Raw genomic sequence first — 23,960 nt, 5'->3', positions numbered from 1 at the left:
TTATAGCTTTTATTCAAAATAGCTTTTGAACTTTCTGAATATCTTTTCTTTAATGGATGGATTCGGAGCGAAGTTATCACTCTTCTTCATTTCTTCCAACGTCTTCTTTTCGTCTTTGCTCAAAGCTTCCGGAATATACACACTGATATTTACGATAAGGTCTCCTGTGCCGTATCCGTAACCTTGTACGGCAGGCAACCCCTTGCCTCTCAAGCGTACCACCTTGCCCGGTTGTGTGCCCGGTTCTATTTTGATTTTTACCTTTCCGTCGATGGTAGGGATTTCCGCATCGCCGCCCAATGCCGCAGTGGGGACATCCAAAAGCAAATTGTATATCAGATTATTGTCTTCCCGCAAGAGTTCCTTGTGCGGCTCTTCTTCGATATAGACCTGAATGTCTCCCGGGACTCCGTTACGTCGGGCTGCATGGCCTTTTCCCGTGACGGTGACGACCATGCCGTCTCCTACGCCTGCGGGAATTTTCACTTCAATGACTTCTTCACCGTTGACGACACCTTCCCCTCCACATTCTTTGCACTTATTCTTTATAATAGTTCCTTCTCCTCCACATGTGGGGCAAACAACTTGTGTTTGCATCATGCCGAAAATGCTTTGTTGGGTTTTCACGACAAAGCCGTTACCATGGCATGTCGGGCATGTCTCGGTCGCGCTGCTACCCTCGGCTCCGCTTCCGTGGCAATGAGGGCAGGCCACTTTCTTTTTGACCTTGAATTTTTTTGTTACTCCTGTGGATATTTCCTGGAGCGTCATTCTTACTTTGAGGCGAAGATCCCCTCCTCTGTATTGGGGTTTCCGGGTTCTGCCGCCTCCACCGAAGCCACCAAATCCGCCATGGCCTCCGAATATGTCACCAAACATAGAGAAGATATCATCCATGTTCATACCACCACCGCCAAATCCGCCGGCACCATTTACGCCTTCTGGCCCGAACTGGTCGTAACGGGCACGTTTTTGCGGGTCGCGGAGCACGTCGTATGCTTCTGCAGCTTCTTTAAATTTAGCTTCGGCTTCCTTATCATCCGGATTACGATCGGGATGATATTTGATAGCCATTTTCTTATAAGCCCTTTTTATCTCGTCGTCCGAGGCGTTTTTTGAAACGCCTAACACTTCATAATAGTCACGTTTCGCCATATTTTATTGAGGTTTAAAGTCCTACGGCCACTTGAGAGTGGCGAATCACCTTTTCATTTAAAGTATAGCCTGTTTTGACACAGTCGATGATTTTACCTTTCATTTCATCAGAAGGAGCCGGTACTTGGGCGATAGCCTCATGCAAATCCGTGTTGAAATCGGCATTTTCGGTCTCTATTTTCTTGACCCCTTGTTCGCCTAAGACTTTTACGAATTTTTGGAATATCAGGTCAACCCCTTCTTTTACGGCAGCCACGTCTTCCATCTTGTCCATATTCTTCAATGCACGTTCCATGTCGTCCAATACAGGCAGTATGGCCGTAATTGTTTTTTCCGCCCCGTTTAAAATCAATTCAGCCTTTTCTTTGATGGTACGTTTGCGGTAATTGTCAAATTCGGCAACCTGACGCAGGTATTTGTCTTGCAGTTCTGCCACTTTGGTTTCTGCAGCAGCCAATTTGTCTTCCACAGACATTTCCTTTGCAGGTTGTTCTTCAGTTTTGTCGCCTTCGTCTTGTTGTGTGGTTGCTACATTATCCAAAGTTTCCTCTTGTTGGGCTTTCAGCTCTTCTTCGTTCATATCTTTATTTTTTTCCATGATGCAATATTTTAAAAGGGTATTTAGTCGCTAAATACCCTACAAATAGTTTGCCATTCGGCTTTTGTTTCTCAAAAATATTTTTAATCCCCGTACATTCTTGTTTTAAGCTCCTTGATGTGGTCGCTAGCAATGTACTCGTCGTATTCCATCATCTTGTCGATAATGCCGTTGGGGGTGAGCTCGATGATGCGGTTGGCTACGGTTTCGATGAACTCGTGGTCATGGCTAGAGAACAAGATGTTGCCTTTGAACAGTTTCAGGTTGTTGTTGAAAGCCTGGATGCTCTCCAAATCCAGATGGTTTGTCGGAGTGTCCAAAACGAGGCAGTTGGCGTTTTTCAGCTGCATGCGGGCTATCATGCAGCGCATCTTCTCTCCTCCTGAAAGCACGTTGACTTTCTTCAGGACCTCCTCTCCCGAGAACAGCATTCTTCCGAGGAAGCTCTTGAAATAAACTTCGTTGCCTTCACCGAACTGGCTCAGCCAATCCACAAGGTTCAAGTCGCTTTCGAAGAAGCGGGTGTTGTCGAGAGGCAAATATGCCGTAGTGATGGTTACTCCCCACTTGTAGTCGCCTCCTTGTGCTTTACGGTTACCGTTGATGATTTCAAAAAAAGCTGTCATGGCACGAGGGTCACGGCTCAGAAAGACAATTTTATCTCCTTTCTCTACGGTAAAGTTCACGTCGTTGAAAAGCACGGTTCCGTCATCCGTCGTGGCGCGTAACCCTTTCACCTCAAGGATTTGGTTGCCTGGCTCGCGTTCCATCTGGAAAATGATGCCCGGGTATTTGCGGGTAGAGGGGCGGATTTCCTCTACATTTAGTTTTTCCAACATCTTTTTCCGACTGGTGGTCTGCTTGCTTTTAGCTACGTTGGCTGAAAAACGCCGGATGAATTCTTCCAATTCCCGTTTCTTTTCTTCGGCCTTGGCTTTTTGGTTTTGAGCTTGCCGCAGAGCTAACTGACTGGATTCGTACCAGAAACTATAATTGCCTGCAAACATCGTTACTTTGCCGAAATCAATATCCACTGTATGTGTACAAACTGCATCCAGAAAATGGCGGTCGTGGCTTACAACCAATACCGTATGTTCGAAATCGGAAAGATAGGATTCAAGCCATTGCACCGTGTCGAGGTCGAGGTCGTTGGTCGGCTCGTCCAACAGCAGGTTGTCCGGTTCGCCGAAGAGGGCTTTTGCCAACATGACACGTACCTTTTCCTTACCGCTCAGTTCGCCCATCAGTGCGTAATGCTTGTCTTCTTTGATACCCAGTCCGCTCAACAAGGCCGCAGCATCGCTTTCGGCATTGTATCCGCCCATTTCCGCGAACTTTTCTTCCAGTTCGGCCACTTTGATGCCGTCTTCGTCCGAAAAATCAGCTTTGGAATAAAGCGCATCGCGTTGTTGCATGATGTCCCACAATATGGTGTGTCCCATCAGCACGGTGTTCAGTACGGTACATTCGTCATATTGGAAGTGGTCCTGGCTAAGTACGGAGAGCCTTTCGCCCGGTCCTAGTTCCACGCTGCCTTTTGTCGGTTCCAATTCTCCGGAGATGGCTTTCAGCAACGTGGACTTTCCGGCTCCGTTAGCCCCGATGACCCCGTAAATGTTTCCATTGGTGAACTTCATGTTTACATCCTTGTACAGGACTCTTTTCCCGAACTGGATGGCAAGATTCGATACGCTAATCATACTCTATATACCTTATTATATATGTCTTGGTTTGTAATACGGCGCAAAGGTACGAAAAATATTTTATTCGTTCATGGTTTCTCCCGTAAACTGCAACGGGAGCAGGGCTTTGATGGAGTCGACCACGTAAGTGCCCTCTTCTCCGAACAGCAGGATGCGTATGGGGCGACCGTACCGTTCTTCCACTCCAAGGATGACTTGCCGGCAAGCTCCGCAAGGAGGGATGGGGGATTTCAGGAAAGTCCCGTGGGCGTATGCCGCAATGGCCAGTTCTTCCACGCTTTTCTCCGGGTAGCGTGCGTTGGCGTAGAATAGTGCGGTACGTTCCGCGCACAGGCTTGACGGGAAGGCGGCGTTTTCTTGGTTGCTTCCTGTGACTATGGTGCCATCGGACAACCGGGCCGCAGCTCCTACACAGAATTTTGAAAAAGGTGCATAGCTGGTTTGTGTGGCATCTTTGGCTTTGTCTATTAACTCTCGGTCCGCATCCGTTAGTTCCTCGTAGTCGTATATTCGGACTTTGCTGATGATTTCTTTTTCTTTCATGGGACTTTCCTCTTTTGGTTAATAATGCACAAATATACATTTTTTGTTTGTAAAGGGAAAACTAACGAAGAAAAAAGAGGTAACTTTGTGTGTGAGAAATCCTTCATGATATTTGAGATATGCGATTGAAAACCGTTTTCTTATCCGTATTGTTCGGCGTGACGAGCTTTTTGCTACAGGCACAAGGTGTCAGCCAGCAATACCTTAATTATATAGAACGTTACAAGGGGATGGCCGTGGACCAGATGCTGCGTTATAAAATTCCGGCTAGCATCACGTTGGCACAAGGATTATTGGAAAGTGGAGCCGGGACAAGCACATTGGCCCGGAAGGCCAACAATCATTTCGGCATTAAATGCGGGCGTGCATGGAAGGGACCCTACATCTTGCAGGACGATGATGCGCGGAATGAGAAGTTCCGTAAATACCGCAGCGTGGAAGAGTCGTACGAAGACCATTCGCGTTTTCTGCAACAAGCGCGTTATTCTTCGTTGTTTGAACTTTCCCCGAAAGATTATAAAGGTTGGGCACGTGGTTTGAAACGCTGTGGTTATGCCACGAACCCCCGTTACGCTTCCTTGCTGATAGATTTGATAGAACGGTATGACCTCGACCAGTATGATAAGTATAAGTCGTCTCGTCTTCATTTTGATTACAGCAGCATAGACCGTCAGCTGAACAGCGAGTCGCTGCCGTCCCATCTGGTTTATCGCAATAATGAGAATTATTATATTATTGCGCGTGCTGGGGATACGTTTGATTTGTTGGCGGAAGAAACCGGTGTGTCGGCGCGCGACATCCGGAAGTTCAATGAATTGCCGAAGGGATATCGAATCCAAGCCGGTGATGTGTTGTATTTGGAACGGAAGCGGAAAAAGGCGGCTAAAAAATACAAGGACGTGCCTCACGTGGTGAAGGCCGGTGAGTCGATGTATGATATTGCGCAACGCTACGGGATACGTTTGGAGAGCCTGTATGACATGAATAATTTGCCGGCAGATTATGCCATTCAAGTAAATGACCGTTTGCGTGTACGTTAAAATAAGGAGGTCAGAATGAAACAGAAAGGTCTTTATCGGGCTTTATTGCTCATTTTGTTTGTAACCTGTACGGTTGCAGGGCAGGCGCAGGAGGTCTTGCGTTCGGATTCGCCGACGGGTATGGATGCCGGAAAGGTGAGCCTGAAGGTACAGCCGTCGGCATCGGATGTGACACCGAAGAAAGTCGGTGCGCGGTTGGCCTTGTCGGACACGTTGGTGGCTGATACGGCGCGATTGACTTTTCGCCCTTCTCTGCCTCCATTGTACCGGGACGGTACCGTGGCATATTTCCCGACAAGTTATTATGGCGGATATTGGGGCTTATGGGAACTGCATGAAGGTTTCAATGCCTGCCTGGACATGAGCGTGTCGGCCTCGTTCGGCAAGAACCGTTTTCCCGGGGTGGGATTCGGGACCGGAATCTCTGCCATGTATGTGCGTAGCCTTACCGACCGGTTGGTGCTGTCTGTGGGAGGCTTTTACGACCGCTTGTCTTGGAACGGCTTGAATGAGAACCGTTTCGGAATCAATTTGTTGGCCGGTTACCAGTTGACCGACAGGGTGAGTTTGTACGCATACGGCAGCAAAGCTTTTTTTCCGATGCAAGGCCGTCAGCCGTGGATTCCTCCGATGCCGTGGATGAACAATTTCAGCAGTCGGTTTGGAGGAATGGTGCATTTCAAGGTCTCCGATGCCGTGTCTGTTTCGCTCAGTGTGGAAGAGGCCAGTTGGAAACGTTGACGGGCAAAAGGCGATAGGAAGCCATGGGGCTTGGCGGTCGGACATGTTGCCGGTTTCTGAAAAACATACACATTCGTGCGGTTCCCGATAAAGGGGGCGTCCGGATGTTTTGTTTGGACAAAATGTTGTATGGATCCCGTTTTGGAGTGTTAAAGTGAAAGCAAAAAGAATGTTTCTGTTACGCCTGCCTTTCACGAAAAGGCTTTGTTAAGGAGGCTTGACGGTGTATTTGGATACATTTTTTATGTTTCGGGGCTTGTTTTTCACGTATCTAAAGCAAAATTAGGAAACACTTTCAGCCGAATGAGAAACCGTTCGGCTGAAAAAACATTTTTTTTCTCCGCATGTCGTGGGAGAGGTGTCTGCATGTTGTTGGAAAATTCTACGCAGATGGTGGCACGGCGGTCGGCGAATGCCCCATTTTTAAGCTATTTGGGGCGGAAAGGGACGCAGATCCGGAATGCCTTCTTGCGAGGCGGAACGCCCCGGATGCTTACGGGTTCCGTATCGCCTTGCGCCGGGCGTGGACTTTCATACGGCATTATGGAAGCGGGAATGCGGGACAGGTTGGCATTCTGTACTTTCCCCGATGCGCGAGAATCGCGTATTTGCGGCGGCAGCGGGGAAAGGGCGCAAATGAGCGAACCGCGAGGGGGTGGGATTGTCATATTGACACTTGGAATATCGACAGGTGCCATTCGGGACTTGGCATGTCAAGCGCGGGAGTGTTGACGGCTTTCGTAGGATTGGTCTAAATAATATAAAGGTATAGGGATATTTATAAGGTTTTACAGTCGAAAAGTGATTTTTTTATCGTACTTTTGTATGATAAATCTGTGAAAGAAAGAATGCGAAGAAAGATAAGACGGAATTGGATTGTCCCAGAAGGAGCCGAACTGACGGATTTGGACCGTAAGGTTTTGGCTTTTCAGGAAGAAGGCTGTTTGGTGCCTTCGCGTAAATTGATTAAGACGCCTGAACAAATAGAGGGGATTCGCAGGAGCGGTGTGGTAAATACCGGGGTGTTGGATCTCGTGGCCCAAGAGATACATGCCGGAATGACTACGCTTGAGATTGACGAGATGGTATATGATTATACGGTAAGCCATGGGGCCATTCCCGCTCCGCTGAACTATGAAGGATTTCCTAAGAGTGTGTGTACTTCTATCAACGAGGTGGTCTGTCACGGCATACCTAATGAATTCGATGTATTGGAGGAAGGAGATATTGTCAATGTAGACGTTTCCACCATATTGGACGGGTATTACAGCGATGCTTCACGTATGTTTGTCATCGGGCAGACCACACCCGAGAAGCAGAAATTGGTAGACGTCGCGCGCGAATGCCTGGAGATAGGCATGAAAGCTGCCCGTCCGTTCGGCTTTGTGGGGGATATAGGAAATGCCATCGAAAAGCATGCCAGGAAGAGCGGTTTCAGCATCGTGCGCGATTTGTGCGGACATGGGGTGGGACTGGAGTTTCATGAAGAGCCGGATGTGGAGCATTTCGGCCGGAAGGGAACAGGGATGCTCTTGGTGCCCGGCATGGTGTTTACGATAGAACCTATGGTGAACATGGGCGATTGGAGGGTGTTTGTGGATGAAGAAGACGGATGGACTGTCGTGACGGAGGATGAACTGCCCAGTGCGCAATGGGAACACACGTTCCTGATGACAGAAAACGGTTTGGAGATTCTTACTTATTGAGACGCCATAATTTATTAGGACGTAAGGAAATGGAAAAGAAAGATATCATTATATTAGGTATAGAGTCGAGTTGCGATGATACTTCGGCTGCGGTGGTTCGTAATGGGGTGTTGTTAAGTAACGTGACGGCAAGCCAGGCTGTGCACGAGGCGTATGGTGGAGTTGTGCCGGAACTGGCTTCCCGTGCCCATCAGCAAAATGTGGTCCCGGTAGTGGACCAAGCGTTGAAACGTGCCGGGGTGGCCAAGGAGGAACTTTCGGCTGTGGCTTTCACACGAGGTCCCGGGCTGATGGGTTCTTTGTTGGTGGGGGTGTCTTTTGCCAAAGGGTTTGCACGTGCGCTCGATATTCCCATGATAGAGGTCAATCATTTGCAAGGACATGTATTGGCGCATTTTATTAAAGAAGATGAGGGCGACCGGGACCAACCGGAATTTCCGTTCTTGTGCTTGCTGGTAAGCGGCGGCAATTCCCAAATCATTCTGGTGAAAGCCTATAATGACATGGAAGTGTTGGGGCAGACGATAGACGACGCGGCAGGCGAAGCCATTGACAAGTGTTCCAAAGTGATGGGGTTGGGCTATCCCGGAGGACCGATAATAGACAGGTTGGCGCGCCAGGGGAATCCGCAGGCGTATTCTTTTGCCAAACCTCACATCGGAGGATATGATTATAGTTTTAGCGGCTTGAAGACCTCATTTCTTTATTCTTTACGGGATTGGATGAAGGAAGATCCGGATTTTGTCGAGCATCACAAAGAAGATTTGGCCGCCTCCTTAGAACATACGATAGTGGATATCCTGATGAAGAAGCTACGCCAGGCGGCAAAAGACACAGGAATCAGGCAGGTAGCCGTGGCAGGCGGGGTTTCGGCCAATAATGGGTTGCGTAATGCGTTCCGGGAACATGCGGACAGGTACGGTTGGAGAATCTTTATTCCGAAATTCAGTTATACGACCGACAATGCAGCCATGATAGCCATTACCGGGCATTTCAAGTACCAGGATAAGGATTTTTGTACGATAGATATGCCTGCTTATTCAAGAGTAACATTAAAATAATCAAGATATATGATGAATGTAGAATCTAAAATCATAAGTCGTGAAATCAGCCCGCTGTTATGGAAAGCAGGGGAGACGGTGTGCACGGCAGAAAGTTGTACTTCGGGGCAGATCTCGGCAGCCATAACCAGCGTGCCGGGAAGTTCTACTTATTTCAAAGGAGGCATCGTTTGTTACACCAATGAGATAAAAACTCGTTTCCTTGGTGTTCCGCAAGAGTTGTTGGAAGAAAAAGGAGCTGTAAGCGAGGAAGTGGTGCGTGCCATGTTCGAGGGGGCATTGAAAGCTATGGAAACCACGTACGCAATAGCCATTACTGGTTATGCCGGTCCCGGTGGAGGTGAAGAAGCTCCGGTCGGTACGATTTGGATTGCCGTAGGCGATAAAAACGAAGTGGCGGTGGAAAAACTTGAAGGTGATGACGGCCGGGACATGAATTTGGCCAAAGCGACACTGGTGGCCCTCCAACTTCTGCTCGACTTGCTTAAAAAGCGTCATCCGCAGGAAGAAGAGTGATTTTTTTGCGAAAATACTTGTATATTCGGTTTTTAAGCACTAATTTTGCACTCTGTTTGAAAGAAGCTAATAGAAATAAACAAAAAGGAAGATAGAAATGTCTAAGATTTGTCAAATTACCGGGAAGAAAGCCATGGTTGGCAACAATGTTTCTCATTCTAAGCGTCGTACAAAGAGACGGTTTGATGTGAACTTGTTTACGAAGAAATTCTACTATGTAGAACAGGATTGTTGGATTAGCCTGAAAATTAGTGCTGCTGGTCTGCGATATATTAATAAAGTTGGACTCGACGCAGCGTTGGCCAATGCGGTTGAGAAAGGCTATTGTGATTGGAAAACCATTAAAGTAATTGCTTAATTAAAGGAGAGTAGGACTTATGGCAAAGAAGGCTAAAGGTAACAGAGTGCAGGTCATTTTGGAATGCACTGAGATGAAAGAGAGTGGTCTTCCCGGAACATCCCGTTATGTGACGACGAAGAATCGTAAGAATACTCCCGAAAGATTGGAATTGAAAAAATACAATCCCATTTTGCGGAGAATGACAGTTCATAAAGAAATAAAATAATATTTAGGATACTATGGCAAAAAAAGTAGTGGCCACCCTCCGTACTGGAAAGACAGATGGCCGTTCTTATACGAAGGTAATCAAAATGGTGAAGAGCCCTAAGACCGGTGCTTATGTTTTTGACGAGCAAATGGTTCTGAATGAAGCCGTGAAGGATTTCTTCAAGAACTAACCTCGTATTTTAATACGATTCAATATAGTCCCTTCCACAAATCGTGGAGGGGATTTTTGTAGGCATGGCAGGCGTTAGAAAACTTGTGCCGTCTTTGTCTTTATGAAATATAGGGCGCGGTTCGGCATAGCCAAGTTTGAAAAACTTTGTTTTTCGTTTGTTTCTGCGCTCACCTTTCACTATCTTTGTGCTTGTAATGTACATTAAATAAAAGGCGTATGGGAATTTTCAGCTTTTTTTCAAAAGAAAAAAAAGAGACACTTGATAAAGGACTGGAAAAGACGAAAGAGAGTTTTTTCGGGAAACTGACCCGGGCGGTAGCCGGAAAGTCGAAAGTGGACGATGATGTACTGGATCGTCTGGAGGAGGTTTTGGTAACGTCGGATGTAGGAGTAGATACAACGTTAAACATTATCGACCGGATTGAAAAACGTGTGGCCCGGGATAAATATGTAACGGTAAATGAGCTGAATGATATATTAAGGGATGAGATAGCGTCTCTGCTCACTGAAAACAATACGGCAGATACCGAGGGTTTCGTTTTACCCGAAGGGAAAAAACCGTATGTGATTATGGTTGTGGGTGTGAACGGGGTCGGTAAGACCACTACCATAGGCAAGTTGGCCTACCAGTTTAAGAAAGCCGGAAAAAAAGTGTATCTCGGAGCGTCGGATACATTCCGTGCGGCTGCAGTGGAGCAGCTAGAAATATGGTCTGAGCGAGTCGGTGTTCCTATTGTGAAACAGCAAATGGGAAGTGACCCGGCATCTGTGGCCTTCGATACGTTGAGTTCTGCGACGGCGAATGGTGCGGATGTCGTCTTGATTGATACGGCCGGACGTTTGCATAACAAAAAGGGGTTGATGGACGAATTATCCAAAATAAAACGTGTCATGCAGAAAGTGGTGCCGGATGCCCCTCACGATGTCATGTTGGTGCTTGACGGGAGTACGGGGCAGAACGCCTTTGAACAAGCCAAGCAATTCACGTTAGCTACGGAAGTGACCAGCATGGCTATCACAAAGCTCGACGGAACAGCAAAGGGTGGAGTCGTTATCGGTATTTCCGACCAGTTTAAGATTCCGGTACGTTATATCGGTTTGGGAGAAGGTGTCGAGGATTTACAGCCTTTTAACCGGAAAGAGTTTGTAAAGTCTCTTTTTGGGAATGAGTAAGGAAGGATTTTGATTGGTTCATTAAAAAAGAATATTGTTTTGCGAAAGAATACGATTGATGTCATAACGTTGGGGTGTTCAAAGAATCTGGTCGATTCGGAAAAATTGATGCGTCAGTTGGAAGCCAACGGGTATAAAGTAACGCATGATGCAGACCGTCCCCAGGGGGAAATCGCTGTGATTAATACTTGTGGATTTATCGGAGATGCCAAGGAGGAAAGCATCAATATGATATTGGAATTTTGCCAGGCTAAGGAAGAGGGGCGTTTGAAGAAACTATTTGTCATGGGGTGCCTCTCGGAGCGGTATCTGAAAGAATTAGGTGAAGAAATTCCACAGGTCGATAAGTTTTATGGTAAGTTCGATTGGAATGAATTGTTGGCCGATTTGGGAAAGGCATATCATCAGGAGTTGAGTTTGGAACGTGAGTTGACTACTCCTTCCCATTATGCTTATCTGAAAATTTCAGAAGGATGCGACCGTAGGTGCTCCTATTGTGCCATACCTATTATCACGGGGAAGCACGTGTCGCGTCCGATAGAGGATATTTTGGAGGAAGTACGGATGTTGGTGTCACGTGGCGTGAAGGAATTTCAGGTCATTGCCCAGGAGTTGACCTACTATGGTTTGGACCTTTATCATCGTCAGGTGTTGCCGGAACTTATAGAACGGATGGCTGATATTCCAGGTGTGGAGTGGATTAGGCTCCATTATGCTTATCCCGCGAATTTTCCAGTAGATTTATTCCGGGTGATGCGTGAGAAAAAGAATGTTTGCAAATACATGGACATCGCTTTACAGCATATTAGTGACAATATGTTACAGAGGATGCATCGACATGTGACCCGTAAGGAAACCTATGATTTGATAGAACGTTTCAGGGAGGAAGTACCGGGGATTCATTTGCGTACGACCTTGATGGTAGGGCATCCTGGGGAAACGGAAGAAGATTTCAATGAGTTGTTGGATTTCGTCCGCAAGGTTAAATTCGACCGTATGGGAGCTTTTTCTTATTCGGAGGAAGAAGGGACTTATTCGGCAGAGCATTATGAAGATGAGATTCCTTTTGAGGTCAAGCAGGCCCGGTTGGATAAATTGATGGCTTTGCAGCAGGAGGTTTCGGCGGATTTGGCAACTCGGAAAATAGGAAAGGTTTTCAAGGTGATTATAGACCGTAGCGAAGGAGAATATTATATAGGACGTACGGAGTTTGATTCGCCTGAGGTGGATCCGGAAGTCCTGATTCCTGCATGCGAAGGGACTTTGTCTTTCGGAGCGTTTTATGAGGTGAAGATTACAGACGCTGATGACTTTGATTTGTATGGTACTCGAATGTTTTAAGGAGCTGTATATGTATGAATAATAAGGAGTTTATAGCGGAATTATCCCGTCGTTTAGGTTATACGGTGAAGGACACGTCTTCATTGATGGTTGCCTTGGTTGCTGAAATGACGGAAGAATTGGAGGATGAAAACGTCATAGCCATTCAGAATATAGGCTCGTTTGAGGTGAGGAAAAAACAAGAACGGGTGGTCGTGAATCCCGCTACCCAGCAACGCATGTTGGTGCCCCCCAAATTAGTCATTAATTTCAAACCTAGCACTTCTTTTAAAGAGAGGATGCAATAAACGTCGGTCGTAATGGATAAAAAGGTTTTGATACAAGATTTAGCTGACGGGTTAGTGTTGCGGAGAGGGCTGCCTAAAAAGGATGCCGATGTTTTTGTGCGTTCGGTTTTTGAAATTATAGGAGAATATCTGCAAACGGATAAGATTGTTAAAGTAAAGGGGCTTGGAACCTTTAAATTAGTGACAGTGGATAGCCGGGAGAGTGTGGATGTGAACACCGGCGAGAGAATCGTAATCAAAGAATATACGAAGGTTAATTTTACACCGGATCCCGTTCTGCGAGACGCTGTTAATAAGCCTTTTGCACAGTTTGAAACCGTGGTTTTGTATGAAGGTACGGATATTGCCGATATGGAGCGGATGGATATTCCGGACTTATCTGAAGATAATGAAGCGGAAAATGTATATGATGCGAATGGAGGGCCGGATGAAGCAGATGAAGTGGCGTTGTCCGAATCAGAAGATGTCCTTTCGGTTGGAGAGAAGGATATGCAGGCGAAAGGGCGTCATGGTATAGATGAAGTCTCAATAGAAACAGCGGCTATAGACGAAACCGGAGCGGTAGAGATCCAAGATGGTGAAAATGAAAATACTGATACTGAAACTACCGTGAATTCTATAGAGGAATATTCCGATGTAGTGGAAGAGGTTGGGAATAAGACTGAGATTGTCTCCGAAAATGTAGATGAGAAATCAGATACGTCGGTTGATGATGAGACGGAGGATGAAAGAGTTTCTTCTTTGCTGCGGCAAAACACGGAAGACGAAATAAAGGCAGAATCGATTTCAGCCGTTCAGGAGGGAGTGTTACCGGAAGGAAAGGAAGAAGGGGCGCACAATAAGAATAATACCAATGCTGATGTTCACCATGTGGAAAAGGTGCATGTGGCAACTCAACAAATAGAGGTGCAGAAAGTCGAACATCAAACTGTGGAGAATCAGCATATTGTTCAAATGGCACCCGAACATCATGGTCGTAGACGAGTCTATTTGACGCCTTGGATGATGTTTTTTGTAGTCCTACTGGTATTATTATTGATGGCTATCAGTTATTATATCGGTTATCATCATCTTTTTTCTGGAAATCAAACAAAAGTCGTGAAGCAGCCGGTTGTAGTGCATCCTGTTCCTTTTAAACAAGATACGGTTCAGATTTCGAAAGAGCAAGATTCTTTGGGGGGGGATACCGATTCTATACGGCAAGTACAAGTGCCGGAAGGTATGCCGGAAAAAACAAATAAGGTGGAAGTACAACCGAAAGATACGCGAAAAATATCCGTAGAGTACCCTCAGGTGAAAAACGGGGCGTATGAAATTATAGGTACACAAGAAGAACACCGTATGAGGGGCGGAGAGACTTTGCGAGGTTTGGCATTGAGGTATTACGGCTCGAAAGATTTTACAGTTTATCTGGTGGCATATAATAAAATCGCTAATCCAGACCTCGTGCCTGAGGGCATGTTGCTGAAAATACCTAAGTTAAGATTAAAACGCCGTTAACTGCCATGAAAAGTTTCTTAAATAGATATTTGGGAAACTTTTTTTAATAATATAATATTGTCAGTGCGTACTAAAAAGCTTAATTTTGGGTCACGAAAAACGAGAGTATAATTTAAAACAAATAAAACAGATATGGCTGAAGCGATAGATATTCGCGAGTTGAATGAGCGAATAGAGAAACAAAGTGCTTTTGTAACGAATTTAATAACCGGTATGGATCAGGTGATTGTAGGGCAGAAGCATTTGGTGGAATCACTTTTAATAGGATTGTTGAGTGACGGGCATGTATTGTTGGAAGGTGTGCCCGGTTTAGCGAAGACGTTGGCCATAAAGACATTGGCATCGTTGATAGATGGAAAATTCAGTCGAGTCCAGTTTACTCCGGACTTGCTTCCTGCCGATGTAATAGGCACGATGATGTATAGCCAAAAAGACGAGACGTTCATTGCCCAACGTGGTCCTATTTTTGCCAATTTCGTGTTGGCAGATGAAATTAACCGTGCTCCGGCCAAGGTGCAGAGTGCCCTGTTGGAAGCGATGCAAGAGCGTCAGGTTACCATCAGTAAAGAAACATATAAATTACCGGAGCCTTTTTTGGTATTGGCCACGCAGAATCCGATAGAGCAGGAAGGAACTTATCCTTTACCGGAAGCCCAAGTGGACCGTTTTATGTTGAAGGTGATAATTGATTATCCAAAATTGGAAGAGGAAAAGAAAATTATCCGTCAGCAAATCAAAGGGGAAAGGGCCGTCGTGCGCCCTATTTTGTCCACTGATGAAATCATCGAAGCACGTAATGTAGTCAGGGAAGTGTATTTGGACGAGAAGATAGAGCAATATATTGCCGACATTGTTTTTGCTACGCGTTATCCTGAGCAATACGGTTTGAAAGACTTGAAAAATTATATGGAATTCGGCGGTTCCCCGCGTGCTTCTATTAATTTGGCTTTGGCTGCCCGTGCCTATGCTTTTATTAAACGTCGGGGATATGTGATACCAGAAGATGTACGCGCTATTGCCCATGATGTTTTGCGCCACCGTATCGGGCTTTCATACGAGGCGGAAGCCAATAATGTCAGCAGCGAAGAAATCATCAGTCAGATATTGAATAAGGTAGAAGTACCCTAATCATCGTTGTGAATGGATACAAGTGAGATTTTAAAGCGAGTCCGTCAAATCGAAATTAAAACGAGAGGACTGTCCAACAATATTTTTGCCGGTGAATATCATTCGGCCTTCAAAGGGCGTGGTATGGCTTTCTCTGAAGTGAGAGAATACCAGTACGGAGACGATATTCGCGACATAGATTGGAATGTGACAGCACGTTTTAACCGGCCTTTCGTCAAAGTGTTCGAGGAGGAACGTGAGCTGACGGTCATGCTTGTGATTGATGTTTCGGGCAGTTTGAGTTTCGGAACTGTTTCTCAGACCAAGCGAGAGATGGTGGCGGAGATAGCTGCGACGTTGGCTTTTTCCGCCATACAAAACAACGATAAAATCGGAGTGATTTTTTTTTCGGACAGGATAGAAAAGTTCATTCCTCCGAAGAAGGGACGCAAGCACATTTTGCGCATCATACGAGAACTGTTGGATTTTACTCCTCAAAGCAAGTCTACGGATATCGGTCAGGCGATAGAGTATCTTACTCAGGCCATTAAGCGGCGTTGTACGGCATTCTTGTTGAGCGATTTCATAGATAGAAAAGACTATCGTACGGCTTTAACCGTTGCTAACCGGAAGCATGATGTGGTGGCCATTCAGGTTTTCGACCGCCGGATGGCAGACTTACCGGATGTCGGATTGATGAAGGTTTGCGATGCGGAAACCGGACATGAACAATATATCGATACGTCTAGTCGCAAGGTGCGGAAAGCCCATCATGATTGGTGGAAGAACAGGCAGAATTTGTTGCAGGATACGTTTACGAAGAGCAATGTGGATTCGGTTTCTATTCGTACGGATCAAGATTATGTGTCTTCGTTGATGACTTTATTTGCCAAACGAAATTAAAGATGAAAAGTTACCATAATAAAAAGAGAATACCCCTTCGGCAGTGGTTGCTTTTGCCGTTTTTCCTGATGTCAAGCCTTGTAGAGGCCCAGGTGACGGTGGATGTCAGGATTGATTCATTGGAGCTTTGGGTGGGGGAGCAGACTCGTATAACTTTGGATGTCAGTACGGATACTAAGTCCAAGCTGATAATGCCCCAGTTGAAAGCCGGAGATATGCTGACTCCAGGAGTGGAGGTGGTAGAAGTTGCCAAGGCAGACACACAGCAATTAAACGAAGGAGCCCGTCGTTTGGTTTCCCAAAGCTATATCGTGACTTCTTTTGATTCGGCTTTGTATTATTTGCCCCCCTTCGTGGTGAAAGTAGATGGAAAAAAATACCAATCGAAGAGCTTGGCATTGAGAGTGTTGTCTATACCTGTCGATACGGTTCATGTCGACCGGTTTTATGGCCCTAAAGAAATTATGGCCGTACCTTTTTCATGGACGGATTGGTCTTTGATATTCGCTTTGTCCGTACTTTTGCTTGTATGGGTTCTCGGCTTGGCTTATTTTTATATACGTTATCGAGATAATAAGCCTATCATCAAGATAATCAAGTTGGCTCCCAAGGTTTTGCCGCATACGAAGGCCATGGAGGAAATTGACCAAATCAAGGCAGAGAAAGTTTGGGCGAAAGAAGATTCTAAGGAATATTATACCCGGCTGACCGCTATTCTGCGTACTTATATTGAGAAGCGTTATGGTTTCAATGCCATGGAGATGACCTCGACCGAGATTATCGACCGATTGCTGAAAGAGCAAACTTCTGAAAGTTTGGACGAATTGCGCATGCTGTTCCAGACTGCCGATTTGGTCAAATTTGCCAAATATAATACATTGATTAATGAGAACGATGCAAATCTGGTGAATGCCATTGAATTTATCAACCAGACAAAGGTAGAAGCAGATGAAAATGACGTAGCGGAGACGGATAAAGTAACGATTGAACAGAAACGTACCCGCCGGACATTGGTAAGTATGCGTTTGGCATTGATATTGCTTACGGTGGCCGCATTAGCTTTGTTGGCTTGGATTCTTTGGATGGTGTATGACTTGGTCGTTTAAAAATTATAAGTGATTATGACGTTTGCGAATATTGAATATTTTTTTCTCTTGCTTCTGCTAATTCCTTATATATTATGGTATGTGCTGAAGAACAAGAAGAAAGAACCTACGTTGTTGGTGTCGGATACGACGGCATACCGTTATGCGCCTAAGAGTTATAAGAACCATCTGATTCATGCGCCTTTCATACTGCGTTTGTTTACGTTTGTGATGGTTGTTATCATACTGGCTCGTCCCCAGACTAGTAACAGTTGGAAAAACACTCAGGTTGAGGGTATAGACATCATGTTGGCAGTCGACGTTTCGACCAGTATGTTGGCCGAAGACCTGAAGCCGAACCGTTTGGAGGCAGCCAAACAGGTGGCTTCCGAATTTATAGCGGGCAGGCCGAATGACAATATCGGTCTGACTATTTTTGCGGCCGAGGCGTTTACCCAATGTCCGATGACCACGGATCACGCCGTATTGCTGAACCTCTTTCATGGCATCAAGACTGATATGGCTCAGCGAGGCATGATTCAAGACGGAACAGCCGTAGGAATGGGAATCGCCAATGCCGTTTCCCGCTTGAAAGACAGTAAGGCCAAAAGCAAGGTGATTATCTTGTTGACGGACGGAACGAATAATGCCGGAGATATTTCGCCGTTGACTGCGGCTGAGATTGCCAAGAGTTTCGGAATACGGGTGTACACGATTGGTGTGGGTACCAATGGTTTAGCACCTTATCCCATGCCGGTAGCAGGCGGTGTACAATATCTGAATGTGCCGGTAGAAATCGATACCAAGACTTTGGCAGCCATAGCCGGGAAGACAGATGGTGAGTTTTATCGGGCTACGGATAATAAGAAGTTGGAGGACGTGTATAAGGATATTGATAAGTTAGAGAAAACGAAGCTGAATGTCAAACAATACAGCAAGCGTTATGAAGCATACGCCTTATTTGCCTGGTTGGCAGCTGCTGCGCTTTTACTTGAAATCCTGTTACGTATGACCATATTGAAGAAAATACCTTAATTCATTCTGATTATGTTTCGTTTTGAAGAACCATTATATTTGTACTTGCTTCTGCTGATACCCTTATTGGCAGGTCTGCATTATGCCACAAACTATTACCGCAAGAAGCGTCTGCTTCGTTATGGCGATATCGAACTCCTGAATGGCTTGATGCCGGATGTTTCGACAGTCCGGCGTGAGGTGAAGACGTGGCTGATGCTTGCGGCTTTGGCGTTGTTGATTTTCACTTTGGCCCGTCCGCAGTTCGGGACGAAAATGGATACCCGTAAGCGTCAGGGAATAGAGGCCATTATAGCCATGGACATATCCAATTCGATGATGGCCGAAGACGTGACGCCGAGCCGTTTGGAAAAATCCAAAATGTTGGTAAGCAATATTGTGGATAAAATGACGGATGATAAGATTGGATTGATCGTGTATGCCGGAGAGGCCTATACCCAGTTGCCTATAACAAGTGATTACGTGTCGGCCAAGATGTTTCTGGAAACGATAAATCCATCCATGATTACCACGCAAGGAACGGATATCAAGCAGGCTATTGATTTGGCCATGAAAAGTTTCACGCCCAATCAGGACGTGAGCAAGGCTATTTTTGTGATTACCGATGGAGAGGACAATGAAGGAGGGGTTGTGGAGATGGCCAAGGCTGCGGCAGAGAAGGGTATAAAAGTCTATGTTTTGGGGGTAGGTTCTCCGCAAGGCGCACCCATACCCATGCCCGGAAGTTCGCAGTACATCACGGACAATACGGGGAATGTGGTGGTTTCCAAGTTGAACGAGGCGATGTGCCGGGAAATTGCGGCTGCCGGCCAAGGAGCCTATATTTATGTGGATAACAGTTCATCCGCGCAGGAACAATTATCGGGCTATGTGGATAAGTTGGCTAAGAAGGAGATGGAAAGTGCGGTCTATTCGGAATACGATGAGCAGTTCCAAGCCGTAGCTTTGTTGGTTTTGCTTGTACTCGTTCTGGATGTGTTGATTGTGGAACGCAAGAATCCGTTGTTTAAGAATATAAAATTGTTTCGTAAATAAGGAAGAAAGACATGTTACGTGGGATATATAAATATGGATTGGCTTTGTGCTTGTGTCTGACGGTGTCTCTTTTATGGGCGCAGAAGAAAACGGACCGCGACTATTTGAGGAGCGGAAACCGGTTGTATCGCGACAGTATGTACACAAAAGCCGAGGTGGACTACCGTAAAGCCATTGAAGCCAACAGTCGTTTCCCTCAGGCATATTTCAATTTGGGAAATGCGCTGTTGAGACAGCAAAAGCCTAAGGAAGCCATGCAGGCATACGAACAGGCCGTGAAAGTAGAGACGAACAAGGGACGGTTGGCTTCCATATATCATAACATGGGAGTGATTCTGCAAAGCCAGAAGCAGTTCGGACCTGCCATCGAGTGCTATAAGAACGCCTTGCGACGGAATCCTGCGGACAACGAAAGCCGTTACAATTTGGTGTTATGCCAACATCAGTTGAAAAACAATCCGCAGCAGGACCAGCAAAACGACAATAAAGAGAATAAGAACGGAAAGGACAAGAACAAAGAAGAAGACAAAAATAGTAGTAAAAAGGACAAACAGGAGAATAAAGACAAAAAAGAAGACCAACAGAAGCAGCAGCAAAAGCAGGCACAGCAGAATGAAGAGAACATGTCGAAGGAGAATGCCGAGCAACTGTTGAATGCAGCCATGCAAGATGAGAAAGATACACAGGAGCGCATCAGGAAGGCAATGGCCAAACCGCGACAGAGAAAATTGGAAAAACAATGGTAATGACTAAACAATAAAAGAAATAGGAATGAAGAAATATATCGCATTACTTTGGTTATGTTGTCTGACGGTTGGGATACGGGCGGCCGTACAGATAAAGGCCGCAGCACCAGATGTGGTGGAGGAAGGTGAGCAGTTTAGGTTGAGTTTCACCGTGAACACACAGGATGTCAGCAATTTCCATTTGCCTACTCTGAAAGGGTTTAGTGTGGACATGGGACCGAGCCGTTCCTCACAGTCCAGTTTCCAAATGATTAATGGAAAGACTTCGCAAAGCAGTTCGGTGACTTATACTTATATATTAAGTGCATTGAAGGCCGGTACTTATACTATCCCGGCCGCTACGGCCACTGTAAACGGAAAGCAATACCGTTCTAATACCGTGAGCATAGAGGTTGTTCCCGGCAGTGGCGGGGGAGCACAGTCTCGCCAACAAGGGAGTGGACAGCATGGAAGGATGCAGATGCAAGATGCCAGGGCTAAGATTACCGGAAAAGACCTCTTCATTACGGTTACAGCCGATAAGCAGCGCTTGTATGAACAAGAGGCGGTAGTGTTGACTTATAAAGTCTACTCCTTGGTCAACTTGTCGCAGTTGGCCGGTGGCATGCCGGATTTGGAGGGCTTTCATACACAAGAAATAGAGTTACCTCAACAGAAGAGCCTGAAAATGGAAGAGCACAACGGGCGAAGGTACGGTACGGTGGTGTGGCGGCAATATGTGCTTTTTCCCCAACGTAGCGGAAAAATGACGATTCCTTCCATCAAGTTTGAGGGGATAGTGGTGCAGCAAAACCGTAATATTGACCCGATTGATGCGTTTTTCAATGGGGGAAGTACCATGGTCGAGGTGAAGAAAACCATTGTGGCTCCTTCTTTGACCTTACAGGTAGATCCTTTGCCTTCACCACGGCCTGCTAATTTCTCCGGTGCGGTGGGAAAATTCAATATCAGTGCCTCCCTTACTCCAAGTGAATTGAAGACGAATGATGCTTTGACGTTAAGGGTCACGGTTTCCGGGAGTGGCAACATGAAGCTGATGAAAACTCCTGTGGTGAAATTCCCGAAAGATTTCGAGACGTATGATGCCAAGATTACAGACCAGACCAAAGTAGGGCGTGGAGGGGTTTCCGGTAATAAAATATTTGATTATTTGGCTGTGCCCCGCCATCCGGGGAAGTATACGGTCCCACCTGTGGAATTCTGTTATTTTGATACGGATGCGAAGGCTTACAAGACCGTGAAAACGGAAAGTTTTGACCTAAGCGTGGCGAAAGGCAAAGGTGGAAGCAGCGGAGGGAACTATACGAACAAGGAGGATGTGGAGTTGTTGGCTTCAGATATCCGGTACATCCATCGGGGGGAGGTGCGTTTGCAACAAAAGGGCGAGTCTTGTTTTGCGACGGCAGCCTATTGGTGGAGTTATGCCATTCCTTTGTTGGCATTCATTGTTCTTGTGGTGGTCTTCCGCAAACAAGCCATGGAGAATGCCAATGTGGCCAAAATGCGCAACAAGAAAGCGAACAAGGCGGCAGCCAAGCGTCTGAAACAGGCGGCGGCATTGCTGAAAGCCAACAAGCCGGCCGAGTTTTATGATGAAGTCTTAAAGGCATTGTGGGGTTATGTGGGAGACAAACTGAACCTCCCGGCTGCGGAGCTGAACAAAGAGAATGTCAGCGAAAAGTTGCAGGCCAAGGGAGCGGACACCTCCATCGTGCAGCAATTGGTTGAGACGATGAACGACTGTGAATTTGCCCGTTATGCACCGGGTGACCCGTCGCAAACGATGGATAAGATATATGCAGCGGCTACGGAGGCCATTAACAAGATGGAAAGTTCTATTAAACGTAAGTAAAGGATGAAGCTGATGAGAAAGTTGATTTTGATATGCGTAGGTGTGATGTGCATGTTTTCGCTTCACGCCCAAGACAAGGTGCAGGCTGACAGTGCGTACGCTGCGGAAAAGTACAAAGAAGCCATACCTATATACACAGCTTTGCTGAAGAAAGGGGAGCATGCGGACATATATTATAATTTAGGAAACTGCTATTATAAGACAGACCGTCTGGCCCTTGCCATTTTGAATTATGAGCGTGCTGCTTTGTTGGATCCCGGAAATTCGGATGTCCGTTTCAATCTGGAGTTGGCCCGTTCAAAAACGATAGATAAAATCACGCCCGAAAGCGAGATGTTCTTTGTGACATGGTATAAGAACGTCATTGACATGATGAGTATGGACGGATGGGCGCGTACGGGGATTGTGGCTTTTGTGCTAGCCTGCGTGCTGATTCTGGTGTTTTTCTTAGGCAATAAGGTCGTGTGGAAGAAATTGGGTTTCTTTGGTGCTTTGGTCATGTTGGCGGTCGTCGTGATGGCCAATGTGTTTGCCTGGACGCAACATCAGGAACTGAATGTTCGTAGCGGGGCCGTGGTGATGAGTAGTTCGGTAGTCGTGAAGAGTACCCCGAACGAATCGGGTACAGATCTCTTTGTACTGCATGAAGGTACGCGTGTGGAAATCATAGACGATTCAATGAAAGAATGGAAAGAAATACGGTTGGCAGACGGTAAGGTAGGTTGGATGCCGGCAGAAGCAATGGAGGTGATTTGATATGGCGTTGGAAGATTGGCTTGGCTTGGACCAACGGTTGCTGTTGTTGCTGAACGGGAGTGATTCATTGTTCTTCGACCATCTGATGGGCGGAATTACCAGTACAGTAGCTTGGATACCAGTGGCTGTCATACTGTTTTATGTGTTGGTCAAGAACAATTCCATGCGTGAGGTAGGGCTTATTGTGTTGTTTCTAGCCTTGTCCATCTTGTTGGCCGATCAGTTTTCTTCTTCTTTCTGTAAGCCCTATTTTGCCCGTTTCCGCCCCGCTCAGGATCCCATGCTGATGTATCTAGTTGATGTGGTGGATGGCTACCGGGGTGGACGCTACGGCTTTATATCCAGTCATGCCGCCAATACTTTTGCCGTATGTATCTTTTTGGCTTTGTTGGTTCGTAATGTTTGGATGACCTTTTCTTTGGTTTTATGGGCTGCGCTCTGTTCTTATTCCCGTATTTATCTGGGGGTACATTATCCGGGAGATATTCTGTTTGGAATGCTTTGGGGGGTATTGGTAGGTTTTTCTACTTATACGGTATGTGCTTATATTTTACGTAAGATGTCACCGGATAGGAATTTCATTTCTACTCAATATACTTCCACGGGTTATGCCGTGGAAGATTTGGATATTTTCCAAAGTGTGCTTTACCTCACTTATCTGGTATTGGCCATACGGGCGGTGGTTTTATGATGCTAGAATGGTCTGATGTCCTTTTCTCATTTTCATGGAATATATGATTTTTAACAATATAGGCTGATTTGTAGTAGTTACAATATTGTTGTTTGGATGACTTTTATATTGCAAAGTGTGAATATCGGAGCCTTTGTATTTATTCTTGGTTATGACTGTTTGGTTTTAGAGGGCTTTTTGACCGTAAATACTCCGTTTATATAAGCCTCTATTTTTATTGTTTATCTTTTTTCTTTAACTAAATTCCTCTTGTAAAACCACAGAACTGCCATTACCTTTGTGTCCCAATTTATCGGAAGAGTCCGAATAGACTTGGCTTGCACTAATTCTATCAATTAAAAATTAAACGAAAATGAATCAAATGATGCTATTAGCGGAAACCGAGATGAGAACAACACTTAACTATGGGCGTAAAAATTATGTGAGTCCTGAAGTCCGGGTCATGTCATTCGAAACAGAGATGATGATTGCCGGAAGTGATATGAATCCGGAACCTCCAAATCCGGGATATAACTCGGGACATAATCTGGATGATTTTTGGGACGCGTGGCGATGATGTTTTCAGTTGATTAGAAAGGATAGCGGAAAAGCACAAATAAATTCCAATATACTTTTTAAGATTAGGTTGTTTTTGGGATACAGTATT

Annotated in this window: 27 protein-coding genes; 23 read left to right on the top strand and 4 right to left on the bottom strand. The window is 45.8% G+C overall.

What is annotated here, in order from left to right; all coding sequences use genetic code 11:
- Window positions 1-9: 9 nt before the first annotated feature.
- The 4 genes from dnaJ to HMPREF9442_RS00400 form a co-directional block, all read right to left on the bottom strand.
- Window positions 10-1,155, bottom strand: coding sequence for a molecular chaperone DnaJ (gene dnaJ, locus HMPREF9442_RS00415; RefSeq protein ID WP_008624043.1), 1,146 nt, complete (start codon window positions 1,153-1,155; stop codon window positions 10-12).
- A gap of 13 nt (window positions 1,156-1,168) precedes the next feature.
- Complete coding sequence (locus tag HMPREF9442_RS00410; protein ID WP_008624041.1) at window positions 1,169-1,753, bottom strand: nucleotide exchange factor GrpE; 585 nt, start codon at window positions 1,751-1,753, stop codon at window positions 1,169-1,171.
- A gap of 83 nt (window positions 1,754-1,836) precedes the next feature.
- The gene (locus HMPREF9442_RS00405) at window positions 1,837-3,453 is read right to left on the bottom strand and encodes an ABC-F family ATP-binding cassette domain-containing protein (protein ID WP_008624038.1); all 1,617 of its coding nucleotides are present in this window, start codon (window positions 3,451-3,453) and stop codon (window positions 1,837-1,839) included.
- Window positions 3,454-3,516: 63 nt separating this feature from the next.
- Window positions 3,517-3,999 (bottom strand): cytidine deaminase, encoded by a 483-nt coding sequence (locus HMPREF9442_RS00400; RefSeq protein ID WP_008624036.1) that lies wholly within the window; start codon window positions 3,997-3,999, stop codon window positions 3,517-3,519.
- A gap of 119 nt (window positions 4,000-4,118) precedes the next feature.
- On the opposite strand from HMPREF9442_RS00400, the gene HMPREF9442_RS00395 reads away from it, so the two are divergent.
- From HMPREF9442_RS00395 to HMPREF9442_RS00285, 23 genes are all read left to right on the top strand, one after another.
- Window positions 4,119-5,039 carry a glucosaminidase domain-containing protein gene (locus HMPREF9442_RS00395; RefSeq protein WP_008624035.1) on the top strand — a complete coding sequence of 307 codons (921 nt, stop codon included), beginning with the start codon at window positions 4,119-4,121 and terminating at the stop codon, window positions 5,037-5,039.
- A gap of 15 nt (window positions 5,040-5,054) precedes the next feature.
- Complete coding sequence (locus tag HMPREF9442_RS00390) at window positions 5,055-5,780, top strand: hypothetical protein (protein ID WP_008624034.1); 726 nt, start codon at window positions 5,055-5,057, stop codon at window positions 5,778-5,780.
- A gap of 366 nt (window positions 5,781-6,146) precedes the next feature.
- A complete protein-coding gene (locus tag HMPREF9442_RS00385) occupies window positions 6,147-6,512 on the top strand; it encodes a hypothetical protein (protein WP_147639869.1) in 366 nt (121 codons plus the stop codon).
- A 116-nt stretch (window positions 6,513-6,628) separates the two neighbouring features.
- On the top strand, window positions 6,629-7,486 hold the full coding sequence (map, locus tag HMPREF9442_RS00380; RefSeq protein WP_008624031.1) for a type I methionyl aminopeptidase: 858 nt from the start codon (window positions 6,629-6,631) through the stop codon (window positions 7,484-7,486).
- Between the two features lie 29 nt (window positions 7,487-7,515).
- Complete coding sequence (gene tsaD, locus HMPREF9442_RS00375; RefSeq protein ID WP_008624030.1) at window positions 7,516-8,547, top strand: tRNA (adenosine(37)-N6)-threonylcarbamoyltransferase complex transferase subunit TsaD; 1,032 nt, start codon at window positions 7,516-7,518, stop codon at window positions 8,545-8,547.
- Window positions 8,548-8,556: 9 nt separating this feature from the next.
- Entirely contained in the window at window positions 8,557-9,063 is a 507-nt protein-coding gene (locus tag HMPREF9442_RS00370; RefSeq protein WP_008624029.1) for a CinA family protein, read from the top strand.
- 97 nt (window positions 9,064-9,160) lie between these two features.
- Entirely contained in the window at window positions 9,161-9,421 is a 261-nt protein-coding gene (rpmB, locus tag HMPREF9442_RS00365) for a 50S ribosomal protein L28 (protein WP_008624028.1), read from the top strand.
- Window positions 9,422-9,440: 19 nt separating this feature from the next.
- Complete coding sequence (gene rpmG, locus HMPREF9442_RS00360) at window positions 9,441-9,629, top strand: 50S ribosomal protein L33 (RefSeq protein ID WP_008621659.1); 189 nt, start codon at window positions 9,441-9,443, stop codon at window positions 9,627-9,629.
- Window positions 9,630-9,642: 13 nt separating this feature from the next.
- Window positions 9,643-9,801, top strand: coding sequence for a DUF4295 domain-containing protein (locus HMPREF9442_RS15470; protein WP_008624026.1), 159 nt, complete (start codon window positions 9,643-9,645; stop codon window positions 9,799-9,801).
- Window positions 9,802-10,019: 218 nt separating this feature from the next.
- A complete protein-coding gene (ftsY, locus tag HMPREF9442_RS00350) occupies window positions 10,020-10,976 on the top strand; it encodes a signal recognition particle-docking protein FtsY (protein ID WP_008624022.1) in 957 nt (318 codons plus the stop codon).
- A 39-nt stretch (window positions 10,977-11,015) separates the two neighbouring features.
- Entirely contained in the window at window positions 11,016-12,317 is a 1,302-nt protein-coding gene (gene rimO, locus HMPREF9442_RS00345) for a 30S ribosomal protein S12 methylthiotransferase RimO (RefSeq protein WP_050795476.1), read from the top strand.
- Between the two features lie 14 nt (window positions 12,318-12,331).
- Window positions 12,332-12,604, top strand: coding sequence for an HU family DNA-binding protein (locus tag HMPREF9442_RS00340; protein WP_008624018.1), 273 nt, complete (start codon window positions 12,332-12,334; stop codon window positions 12,602-12,604).
- Between the two features lie 12 nt (window positions 12,605-12,616).
- Complete coding sequence (locus tag HMPREF9442_RS00335) at window positions 12,617-14,104, top strand: HU family DNA-binding protein (protein WP_008624015.1); 1,488 nt, start codon at window positions 12,617-12,619, stop codon at window positions 14,102-14,104.
- A 132-nt stretch (window positions 14,105-14,236) separates the two neighbouring features.
- On the top strand, window positions 14,237-15,232 hold the full coding sequence (locus HMPREF9442_RS00330) for an AAA family ATPase (RefSeq protein ID WP_008624013.1): 996 nt from the start codon (window positions 14,237-14,239) through the stop codon (window positions 15,230-15,232).
- A 12-nt stretch (window positions 15,233-15,244) separates the two neighbouring features.
- Entirely contained in the window at window positions 15,245-16,114 is an 870-nt protein-coding gene (locus tag HMPREF9442_RS00325) for a DUF58 domain-containing protein (protein ID WP_008621651.1), read from the top strand.
- A gap of 2 nt (window positions 16,115-16,116) precedes the next feature.
- Complete coding sequence (locus HMPREF9442_RS00320; RefSeq protein WP_008624010.1) at window positions 16,117-17,220, top strand: BatD family protein; 1,104 nt, start codon at window positions 16,117-16,119, stop codon at window positions 17,218-17,220.
- 15 nt (window positions 17,221-17,235) lie between these two features.
- The gene (locus HMPREF9442_RS00315) at window positions 17,236-18,234 is read left to right on the top strand and encodes a vWA domain-containing protein (protein WP_008624009.1); all 999 of its coding nucleotides are present in this window, start codon (window positions 17,236-17,238) and stop codon (window positions 18,232-18,234) included.
- A 12-nt stretch (window positions 18,235-18,246) separates the two neighbouring features.
- On the top strand, window positions 18,247-19,269 hold the full coding sequence (locus HMPREF9442_RS00310; protein ID WP_008624008.1) for a VWA domain-containing protein: 1,023 nt from the start codon (window positions 18,247-18,249) through the stop codon (window positions 19,267-19,269).
- Window positions 19,270-19,280: 11 nt separating this feature from the next.
- A complete protein-coding gene (locus tag HMPREF9442_RS00305; protein WP_008624007.1) occupies window positions 19,281-20,015 on the top strand; it encodes a tetratricopeptide repeat protein in 735 nt (244 codons plus the stop codon).
- Between the two features lie 25 nt (window positions 20,016-20,040).
- Entirely contained in the window at window positions 20,041-21,867 is a 1,827-nt protein-coding gene (locus tag HMPREF9442_RS00300; RefSeq protein ID WP_008624006.1) for a BatD family protein, read from the top strand.
- 3 nt (window positions 21,868-21,870) lie between these two features.
- Window positions 21,871-22,623 (top strand): tetratricopeptide repeat protein, encoded by a 753-nt coding sequence (locus HMPREF9442_RS00295; RefSeq protein ID WP_008624005.1) that lies wholly within the window; start codon window positions 21,871-21,873, stop codon window positions 22,621-22,623.
- A gap of 1 nt (window position 22,624) precedes the next feature.
- Complete coding sequence (locus HMPREF9442_RS00290; protein ID WP_008624004.1) at window positions 22,625-23,314, top strand: phosphatase PAP2 family protein; 690 nt, start codon at window positions 22,625-22,627, stop codon at window positions 23,312-23,314.
- A gap of 352 nt (window positions 23,315-23,666) precedes the next feature.
- On the top strand, window positions 23,667-23,870 hold the full coding sequence (locus HMPREF9442_RS00285) for a hypothetical protein (RefSeq protein WP_008624003.1): 204 nt from the start codon (window positions 23,667-23,669) through the stop codon (window positions 23,868-23,870).
- The last annotated feature ends 90 nt before the right edge of the window (window positions 23,871-23,960 follow it).

Origin of the sequence: Paraprevotella xylaniphila YIT 11841 (assembly GCF_000205165.1) — a bacterium.
Taxonomy (GTDB): Bacteria; Bacteroidota; Bacteroidia; order Bacteroidales; family Bacteroidaceae; genus Paraprevotella; species Paraprevotella xylaniphila.
This window is presented reverse-complemented; position numbering and strand designations above follow the sequence as displayed.